Origin of the sequence: Alysiella crassa DSM 2578 (assembly GCF_000745955.1) — a bacterium.
Taxonomy (GTDB): Bacteria; Pseudomonadota; Gammaproteobacteria; order Burkholderiales; family Neisseriaceae; genus Simonsiella; species Simonsiella crassa.
Map to the genome: position 1 here is coordinate 1 of NZ_JQKH01000092.1, position 8731 is coordinate 8731.

At 44.5% G+C, this 8731-nt stretch carries 11 protein-coding genes; 4 read left to right on the forward strand and 7 right to left on the reverse strand.

The window, feature by feature from the left end:
• The first annotated feature begins 291 nt into the window (after positions 1 to 291).
• Both Q338_RS10915 and nhaC read left to right on the forward strand, forming a co-directional pair.
• Positions 292 to 1482 carry an amino acid aminotransferase gene (locus tag Q338_RS10915; RefSeq protein ID WP_034295331.1) on the forward strand — a complete coding sequence of 397 codons (1191 nt, stop codon included), beginning with the start codon at positions 292 to 294 and terminating at the stop codon, positions 1480 to 1482.
• Between the two features lie 168 nt (positions 1483 to 1650).
• Positions 1651 to 3030, forward strand: a complete 1380-nt coding sequence (gene nhaC / locus Q338_RS10920) for a Na+/H+ antiporter NhaC (protein ID WP_034295333.1) — start codon at positions 1651 to 1653, stop codon at positions 3028 to 3030.
• Between the two features lie 131 nt (positions 3031 to 3161).
• Here nhaC and Q338_RS10925 read toward each other — a convergent pair whose 3' ends face one another.
• From Q338_RS10925 to Q338_RS10955, 7 genes are all read right to left on the reverse strand, one after another.
• On the reverse strand, positions 3162 to 4229 hold the full coding sequence (locus Q338_RS10925) for a tyrosine-type recombinase/integrase (protein ID WP_034295335.1): 1068 nt from the start codon (positions 4227 to 4229) through the stop codon (positions 3162 to 3164).
• A gap of 84 nt (positions 4230 to 4313) precedes the next feature.
• Positions 4314 to 4568 carry a DUF4224 domain-containing protein gene (locus Q338_RS10930; protein WP_034295337.1) on the reverse strand — a complete coding sequence of 85 codons (255 nt, stop codon included), beginning with the start codon at positions 4566 to 4568 and terminating at the stop codon, positions 4314 to 4316.
• Positions 4565 to 4981: a hypothetical protein gene (locus Q338_RS10935; RefSeq protein ID WP_034295339.1), complete on the reverse strand. Its 417-nt coding sequence runs from the start codon at positions 4979 to 4981 to the stop codon at positions 4565 to 4567. The genes Q338_RS10930 and Q338_RS10935 overlap by 4 nt, the downstream gene beginning before the upstream one ends.
• Entirely contained in the window at positions 4965 to 5336 is a 372-nt protein-coding gene (locus tag Q338_RS10940; RefSeq protein WP_034295341.1) for a hypothetical protein, read from the reverse strand. The genes Q338_RS10935 and Q338_RS10940 overlap by 17 nt, the downstream gene beginning before the upstream one ends.
• Positions 5337 to 5352: 16 nt before the next feature.
• Positions 5353 to 6318, reverse strand: coding sequence for a hypothetical protein (locus tag Q338_RS10945; protein WP_034295343.1), 966 nt, complete (start codon positions 6316 to 6318; stop codon positions 5353 to 5355).
• Between the two features lie 11 nt (positions 6319 to 6329).
• On the reverse strand, positions 6330 to 6812 hold the full coding sequence (locus Q338_RS10950; RefSeq protein WP_051968620.1) for an ASCH domain-containing protein: 483 nt from the start codon (positions 6810 to 6812) through the stop codon (positions 6330 to 6332).
• Between the two features lie 26 nt (positions 6813 to 6838).
• The gene (locus Q338_RS10955; RefSeq protein ID WP_051968621.1) at positions 6839 to 7549 is read right to left on the reverse strand and encodes a hypothetical protein; all 711 of its coding nucleotides are present in this window, start codon (positions 7547 to 7549) and stop codon (positions 6839 to 6841) included.
• 84 nt (positions 7550 to 7633) lie between these two features.
• Here Q338_RS10955 and Q338_RS14890 point away from each other — a divergent pair, with 84 nt between their 5' ends.
• Positions 7634 to 7801, forward strand: coding sequence for a hypothetical protein (locus Q338_RS14890; protein ID WP_169815863.1), 168 nt, complete (start codon positions 7634 to 7636; stop codon positions 7799 to 7801).
• Between the two features lie 159 nt (positions 7802 to 7960).
• A complete protein-coding gene (locus tag Q338_RS13865; RefSeq protein WP_051968622.1) occupies positions 7961 to 8548 on the forward strand; it encodes a KilA-N domain-containing protein in 588 nt (195 codons plus the stop codon).
• Positions 8549 to 8731: the final 183 nt, after the last annotated feature.

Genomic DNA, 8731 nt, shown 5'->3' on the forward strand with positions numbered 1-8731 from the left:
GTATTATGCACCGAATTTATCAAGTTATTTGAATGAGATTTTCAGGCAGCCTTTTAGTACACGACAAAAATCTTTGGATTGCCTGAAACCTGTCCCCTCTCCCGCTTGCGGGGGAGGGTTAGGGTGGGGGTGGCTCGTTGATTTACAAAAATATTGATTTATTTCCATAAATTTACCCCCACCCTAGCCCTCCCCCGTTGGAGACGGGGGAGGGGACAGATTGGCGTAAATCCCAAAAATTGTCGTGTACTGAAAGGCAGTCTGAAAACTCATTAACAAAGGAAAACGCAAATGTATCAACACGTTCAAGCCTATGCGGGCGACCCCATTCTCTCCCTAGTGGAAACGTTCCAGCAAGACCCACGCCCCAACAAAATCAGTTTGGCGATTGGGATTTATTTTGACAATGACGGAAAAATGCCTTTGCCCGCCAGCGTGTTAGCCGCAGAACAGCAAATTGGCTTTGGTGTGAAAAGTTATTTGCCTATGGAAGGACACGCAGGTTTTCGCGCCGAAGTCGCCAAACTGATTTTGGGCGCAGACAATGCGGCTTTGGCGCAAAATCGCGTGGCGGCGGTGCAAACTTTGGGCGGTTCGGGGGCGTTGAAATTGGGGGCGGATTTTATTCATCGCTGGTTTCCGCAGGCAAAAGTGTATGTGAGCGACCCAACTTGGGACAATCATCGTGGCATTTTTGAAGGCGCAGGTTTTGAAGTCGGCACTTATCCTTATTATGACGCGCAAACCATAGGCGTGAAATTTGATGAAATGTGCGATTTTTTCCGCAGGCAGCCTGAAAATACAGTGGTTTTGCTGCACCCATGTTGCCACAATCCAACTGGCGTAGATTTATCGGCAGAACAATGGGATACGGTTTTGAATATTGTCGCGGAACGCAAATTAATCCCCTTTATGGACATTGCCTATCAGGGTTTTGGCGATACGTTTGAATCGGACGCTTATGCGATTCGCAAGGCGGTGGCATTGAATTTGCCCCTGTTTGCCAGTTGCTCATTTTCCAAAAATATGTCGCAATATGGGCAACGCGTGGGCGCGCTGTTGGTGCTTGCGCCCACGCCCGAAGAAGCGCAATTGGTGTTGGGGCAAATGAAATTTAGTGTGCGCCGCATTTATTCCAGTCCACCCGCGCAAGGTGGTTTGACGGCGTACCATGTTTTGTCCAATCCCGAATTAGCCGCGCAATGGCAAGCGGAAGTTTATGAAATGCGCGACCGTATTCGCGCTATGCGCCAAAAATTGTATGATGTGTTGAGCGCAAGGCTGCCTGAACGCGATTTCAGTTATTTTATTAAACAACGAGGCATGTTCAGCTATACGGGTTTGACGGTGGAACAAGTTCATCGTTTGCGTGATGAATTTGCGATTTATGTGTTGGATTCGGGGCGTTTGTGCGTGGCTGGCTTGAACGATGGTAATATTGACATGGTGGCAGACGCGATGGCGGCGGTGTTTGCGGCGTGATATTGTTCAGGCTGCCTTTGGGTATGCAAACTATTATGTAGAGTGCGCCGTGTGCACCAAAATGATTGAATGATTTAAATATTGCGGTAAATTTGGTGCGCACGGCGCACCCTACATTCGGGCAGCCTGAAAACTTAATTTCCCAAAAAAAGAAGAAAGTCTAATGTCATGATTTCCAAAGAACCTTTACTCCATCTTTCCCTAAAAGAAGCCCTAACCATTGTGGTTGTGATTGTGGCGGCGATGAGTTACACCATTATCTTTTTAGAATGGGTACCCCATCTCACGATTTTAATTGCCCTACTTGCCCTATTGGGTTACGGCATGTCGCGCGGCATTGCGTGGGACAATATGCAAAAACGCATGGCACAATCGGTAGAGCAGGGCATGGGCGCGGTTTACCTATTCTTTTTTATTGGTTTACTCGTGTCTGCGCTGATGATGAGCGGCGCGATTCCCACGCTGATGTATTATGGATTTGGCGTGATTTCGCCTGAATGGTTTTACCTGTCTGCCTTTTTATTGTGCAGCATTATTGGCGTGTCCATTGGCAGCAGCTTGACGACTTGCGCGACTGTGGGTGTAGCGTTTATGGGCATGGGCGAAGCCTTTGGCGCGAATGCCGCGATTACGGCGGGCGCGGTGGTGTCGGGCGCATTTTTTGGCGACAAAATGTCGCCGCTTTCTGACACAACGGGTATTTCCGCGTCTATTGTTGGCGTGGATTTGTTTGAACACATTAAAAACATGGCGTACACCACCATTCCCGCGCTGATTTTAACAGCAGGAATTTTGCTGTGGGGTGTACCAAACATGGGTTCAGGCAGCCTGAAAAACGTAGCCGAATTGCAAAACCAATTGCAACAAAGTGGTTTGGTACATGGCTATTCATTGTTGCCGTTTGCCCTATTAATTGTGTTAGCGGTTCGCAAAGTCAATGCGATTGTGGCAATGTTGTGGACGATTTTATTAGCCGTAGCCATTACTTATTTGCACAGTTCGCCATCATTGGGGCAACTGGGCGGTTGGTTTTTTGCAGGTTTCAAAAATGAACAATTGGGCGAAGGCATTGCCCGTTTAATTCAACGCGGTGGTTTGGAAAGTATGTTTTTTACCCAAACGGTGGTGATTTTGGCATTGAGCTTGGGCGGGTTACTGTTTGCTTTGGGGATTATTCCGACTTTGCTGACTGCCATGCGTGATTTTTTGATTACTGCAGGACGGGCGACTTTCTCCGTAGCCGCCACCAGCGTGGGCGTGAACGTGTTGATTGGCGAACAATATTTGTCCATCTTATTGGCTGGAGAAACTTTTAAACCTGTGTACGACAAACTCGGTTTGCACCCACGCAATTTATCGCGCACTTTGGAAGACGCAGGCACGGTCATCAACCCGCTTGTGCCATGGAGTGTGTGCGGCGTGTTTATCGCCAAAGTCTTGGGTGTGGCGGTGTGGGATTATTTGCCGTATGCTTTTTTCTGCTATTTGTGTTTGATTTTAACTGTGATTTTTGGTTTTACAGGTTTAACCATCAGTAAACAAAAATAAATACATAAACAGGCAGCCTGAAAGATGTTTCAGGCTGCTTTTCTAATTGTAATTCAAAAATATATTTAAAATAATCAGCTTGTAACAATATGCTGCCTGTATGTTTCCGCAATTTTAAATTATTTCCGCAATTATTTCTTATCTTTCTTTTTATCCAACACGTCAAGCGGTTGAATGGTTGGTTCACGGCGAATATAAACTTGGGTCATTTTCTTGTCGGTATGCCCCAGTTGTTTTTGTGCCGCTTCCATGCTTTCGGCGGATAAATACACGTCCGTCCCTGATTTGGCGCGCAAATCCCGAAACTGACACTCCACCAATTCACTTTCCAATTCGGGATATTGCGCGATTGCCGCCGCGCGCATTTTCGCAAAACGTTTTTCCATGGCATTCACAGTCAGTTGCTTCCCCCTGCTGTTGCACAATAAATAGACGCTTGCTGTTTCCAAACGGCGGTCTATGATGTTTTTCAGGCTGCCTGAAATGGCAAAACGCAACCGTGCGTTGGTTTTGTTCTGCTTAATTGTCAAAATGTTGTCGTGGATATGGTGGACTTGAATTTTCAGCACATCGGCTGGACGTTGCCCAATTAGGTACGCAATATCCATCGCGTCTTTCATGGTCGGGTCGGCAAATTGGTACAAAATATCGTACAAATAATCCTCAACATACACTTCACGCGGCGTTTCTTTGTTTAATTTCACACCTTTTTTAGGGCATGGCAAACTGGTGTAGCCCCAATGCTCATCTGAACACATTGTCCAAATGTGGCTGAACAGCGCAAGTTCCCGATTCGCCGCAACAGGGGCATTGCTGCGCCAACGCAAATATTCTTTGATGTGTTGCGGTTCAATCGCTTCAAGAGGTGCAGGGTTGTCGCCGCCAAAAAATGTCATTAAATTTTCCAGTTGGTATTGGTTTTCTCGTGCGGTTTTCGGGGCTTTGGTGGGCATGACTTCGTTTTTGTAGCGCAGGGCAACATTGACAAAGGTAATGCCTGTTTTGGGAATTTGGCTCATGTCCAAGTCTGCCCATTTTTTCAGGGCTGTGTGGTAATCTTTGCCAAGTGGGATTTCTGTGCGCTTTTTGTCGCCCACATCATAGAAATAATGGATTGTGAATGTGCCATCTTTGCGGTAGCGTTTCCGCGCTCTCATGCCTTTTGGCAGGTTGAGATTGGTTGTTGGTTTGCGTCCCATGTTACTGCTCCTTGATTTTTGGGTAAAAAAATGGCGCAAATGGCAAAATCAATTAACCATTTACGCCATTTGTTTGTGGGATTTTCAGGCTGCCTGAACCACGCTGGGTTGCCATTTGGCTGTTTTGCTTTGGGATTTGGGTTTGGTGTGTACACCCAAATTGTCCAACACGGCACGGCTAACGCGCGGATAACCACGCGCATTGACGATAAATGCCACGCCCTGTTTGCGGAGTTGTTCGCATTGCTTTTTGGCATGGCGAAAGCCTGTTAAATCACACAATTCTTCGTGATTTAAGAATGCGTTGGAGTGTAATTTTGCGGTTTCAGGGGTGTTCATGGTGTTTGCTCCCGTTGCATGGCGTTGTCAATCAATGCGCGAATACTCTCATTTGCGTTACTCATGTTATTGTTGATACAGAAATAGTTTGTCTGTCTTTCGTCATCAAACACTTTGATTTCAATAAAATTTTCTTGAATGAAATTTAACCGCGCCGTGTCGGGGTGAGGGATAGATTCAAGCTCTTCATGACGTGAATCACATTCTCCATGTATTTCTGAAATAATTGATACCCAAGTGGGGTCGTCCGTATCAGCGTCATACCATTGTGTTACAACCATGCACTCGCCATATTTGGGGTGGCGGACGCGGTCGCCGAATTTAAATTTTTGGGTCATTTTGTTCTCCACGCTGCCTGAAAAACCATTTGCCGATTTTTCAGGCAGCCTTAATTTATCAATACACCGCACCATTCAGCCATTTGGTTGGCAAAATTTCAGGCTGTCTCAAACAGTCAAAATGGCGATGTGCATTAGACAGCTTGCCGTCTTTTGTAATTAAACGACAACGCCAAAAGAACACAACTTCATTTGGCAAATCAGCGTGTTGTTCAAAACCAATACCCACTACTACGCCTTTCAGGTCTCTATCGGCGGCAAGTTTCAATACGGTTTCGCCAATCACGATATTGTGTGCCTTGGCAAAGGCATTTGCTGCGACCTGTTCAGCGTGCAGCTTGGCTTGTGTGGCTGCCAGTTGATGTACTACCAAGTTATCAATGGCTTCTTGTGCGATTTCGGCTGCTGCCTGAATTTTGGGATTTTGCATTTCGCTTCTCCATGCTTTAAGTCATTTTGACAAAATAAACAGGGTCTTCTTCATCGTCATGCGATAATGAAACCATGCCTTCATCTTCAAGCTGTTTCAGAATTTGCTTGGCGTGTCCGTTGGAAATATCAAACTCCACTTCCAAATCATTTGCCGAAACATTGCCATTCATGCAGCCCAAAATGTAGGCTTCAATGTTTTCATCAATTTCAATCGGCTCGTGCTGCGCCGATTTGTCAGATTGAACCGCTTTGTCCAACTCATCAAGCGCATTACTCATTGTTTCAGCAACAGTTTTGACTACTTCCTGCCCTGTGAGCAAATCTTCATCATCCTGTTTAACAACCTGAATGACTTGCGGCATAATCAACATTTCAGCCATGCCATCGGTTGTAAGCATATTATCAAAAGAAATATAAGCAGCTTCTTTTTGACCATTTGCAACAATACTCAACGAACCGTATCTATCTACCAATTTTGCTGTTTTAACAGCACGCTCCATGATTTCTTGATGAAATGTGGCATATTGATTTAATTCGGTATTTTTATTTACTTCTGCGAATTTCTTGTCAAAATCCATCACTTCCAAGCCGTTTAATTCAGGTTGGGTTACGCGGAATGTTTCGGTAAACAACTCGGTTTCAAACACCCCTGTCATTTCTTCTTCATTCCAATAAATGCCCAATTTTTTACTGTTGTTGTCAGAAACAGGGTTGTGAATAAATTTATGGCTTTTGACTTTTGCCAGCACAATTTCTAATGTGGCGCGTGGAATCTGAAAATTTGCGCTTTCGGGTGCGCCCACAGGGATACGCAAAGCCGTACCGCCTGCATAACCGACCATATCGCCATTTTGGATATAGGCATGAAATTTAAAGTCTTTTTCATCGGTGGGCGTGTTAATCAAAATCGCTTTAATCACATCGGGCGGCGTGATGATTTTGATTGCGTCATCGTTTTGATACCATTCTTGATTTTGCATGGTTTTTTCCTTTAATTAAAATGTATAACCCAAACAAATGGATTTTCAGGCGCGTCGGGATTGAGCTTGTGAAATAATGCAAAGAAATCTGCACGACAGTTAAATCCTTCATCGTGAGCGTCATCACGGCTGATTTGCTCTAATCGCTGTACGCGTATTTCTTTAATATTCAAAATAATACGGCTATATTGGCGTGGCATAAAAATTGGTGACTTCCATTTAATGCCTTCAATACGCGGATTGTCGGCTTTGTAGAGTATGCCGTTTTCAGTTTTTGTGTAGGTTTCACGTACCCAAAGCTGGTCTCCCTCATACCCATATGGGCATGGTTTTAATGGATAGCCGTGTTTGTCTTCATAGCCTGTTTGAGTGAATGGGCTGGTTCGTAATCCGCCAGTTGGCTGTGGTTTCACAATGCGGCGTGTTTGGGTTTTCTGCCCGCGTAAAATGGCTTGTACCATGGGCGTGCTGAATAAAATAGGGCGTAATTTCATGATGTGAACTTTCGTAAAATGAAATTTCAGGCTGCCTGAAATTGGGTTTTGTGCAATAAAATCCAAAATTGCAGCGCATCGCGCATTCGGGCGACAATCTCGCCCAATTTGCTTTCATTGCGCTCAATTGGCAGATGGGTAACGCGCTCATACCAGGGGATTTGTTCAATGAATGTGGTTTGCTGCTCAATCACATCAGGCTCGTTTTCGCGTTGCCAGTCGCTGAAAAAATACTCGGGCGTGGGCAATAACCAATAATCCACACAAGCTGATTGCGTCTCATACAACATCATGTAGCCGTGCATTTGCCAGTCGTAACCTGCTTTTTTGGCTTTTTGTGCCGCGTCCATTTGGCAAATGGGGAATGTGGACATGTCCCACACGCATTTGGTGTCAATAATCAACGAATGGACTTCATCAAAAATATCGCATTCACCCGTTAAAATAGCTTGTACGCCGTCCATTTCGCAAATCACTTTATGCTGGCGTGGCAAGGTGCATTTTTCATACACGCAACCGCGCACCAATCCGCTATTTTGAATGGCTTCGTTTTCGCATTCTTTGCCTTTGCGGATTTCTTTGCTGTCCACTTCTTTCACATAACCAAAACGCGATTGTTTCAGAAAATCAAAGAGATGGCTTTTGGCGGTATCGCCAAGCAATTCGTCTTTGCTTTTGGGTTTGCCCATGATTTTGTGCAAACTGGAACAGCGAATTTCTAAATTGGGAATGGTCATTTTTTTACCTCTCTGTTAAGATTGTTGATTTTTATGTGTACACATATTAAAATTACTCTTTTTAAACAAACGGAAAGTTCAACCATGAATAATGAAAAATTGATTGAGTACCGCAAAAGAGCAGAAGCCAAGCGCGTTATCAAAAAAGTGTCGTTTAACCAAGAGACTGAAAAAGATATTTTAGAAATTGCAAATAATATTGATTTTTCTCAATGGGTTAAGCAACAACTCCGCAAAGAGTTTAACAAATAACTTGCTTTTTATGTGTCCACATAATAAAATTATCCCACTTGCAAATGAGCAAGCAAAAACCCCCGACAAGCTAGGAACTTGACGGGGGCGTGGATAAGCGGTTCTAGGAAAACCCTCATCCTGTCTATTAACACATCGCAATAGAAAGGTCATTCTAACATGAATGCTATTCAAATTTCCAATGTATCAATCCGTCAAGAAGACAATTTGTTCAATTTGAACGATTTGCACAAAGCAAGTGGCGGTTCAAAAAAACATCAACCTGCATTTTGGTTGCGTAATCAACAAACCAAAGAATTGATTGCTGAAATTGAAAACTCTGCAAATTTTCAGAGTTTAGCAATCCAAAAAATTGAAGGCAGAAATGGCGGTACATTTGCTTGTAAAGAATTGGTTATCCACTATGCCATGTGGATTTCGCCAAAATTCAGTTTGCAGGTTATTCAAACTTTCCTGAATACCGTTTCAGGCAGCCCTGCCATTGAGCAGCCCACCCAAGCACCCCAAATCCCCGATTACGACTACGGCATGGCTCGCCTGTTTGTGAAACATGGTGCAGGCGTGGCGCAGGTTTCCGATTTGCACATGGCTTTGTATCAGTTGTCGCACATTCAAGGCACGTTTCTGAAAATGTTGGAACACAAAGCCTTGCACTTCAAATTAAACGATGCCGAACAGCGTTGTTTGGAAATTTTGGCAAGCTGGCAAGTGGCGGTTGCCAAAGTTGGGGCGAATATCGGTAAATGATGTTTCAGGCTGCCTGAATTGCCGTTTATGCGGATTTTCAGGCAGCTTTAAAATTATTCGGTGGCGGAAACAAGACTTTCAAAATGCAAACGCTGTTCTTCCGTTACTTCGTAGCTTTCAAACAGCTTTTCCAGCGTCATTGTGCCTGTTTTCAGGCTGTCTCCCAGCATTTTGATTAAGTTG

Bases quoted from the DNA above. Each gene is read 5' to 3' on its own strand.
- Q338_RS10915 (WP_034295331.1), top strand. From the start codon at position 292: ATGTATCAACACGTTCAAGCCTATGCGGGCGACCCCATTCTCTCCCTA.
- nhaC (WP_034295333.1), top strand. From the start codon at position 1,651: ATGATTTCCAAAGAACCTTTACTCCATCTTTCCCTAAAAGAAGCCCTA.
- Q338_RS10925 (WP_034295335.1), bottom strand. From the start codon at position 4,229: ATGGGACGCAAACCAACAACCAATCTCAACCTGCCAAAAGGCATGAGA.
- Q338_RS10930 (WP_034295337.1), bottom strand. From the start codon at position 4,568: ATGAACACCCCTGAAACCGCAAAATTACACTCCAACGCATTCTTAAAT.
- Q338_RS10935 (WP_034295339.1), bottom strand. From the start codon at position 4,981: ATGGTGCGGTGTATTGATAAATTAAGGCTGCCTGAAAAATCGGCAAAT.
- Q338_RS10940 (WP_034295341.1), bottom strand. From the start codon at position 5,336: ATGCAAAATCCCAAAATTCAGGCAGCAGCCGAAATCGCACAAGAAGCC.
- Q338_RS10945 (WP_034295343.1), bottom strand. From the start codon at position 6,318: ATGCAAAATCAAGAATGGTATCAAAACGATGACGCAATCAAAATCATC.
- Q338_RS10950 (WP_051968620.1), bottom strand. From the start codon at position 6,812: ATGAAATTACGCCCTATTTTATTCAGCACGCCCATGGTACAAGCCATT.
- Q338_RS10955 (WP_051968621.1), bottom strand. From the start codon at position 7,549: ATGACCATTCCCAATTTAGAAATTCGCTGTTCCAGTTTGCACAAAATC.
- Q338_RS14890 (WP_169815863.1), top strand. From the start codon at position 7,634: ATGAATAATGAAAAATTGATTGAGTACCGCAAAAGAGCAGAAGCCAAG.
- Q338_RS13865 (WP_051968622.1), top strand. From the start codon at position 7,961: ATGAATGCTATTCAAATTTCCAATGTATCAATCCGTCAAGAAGACAAT.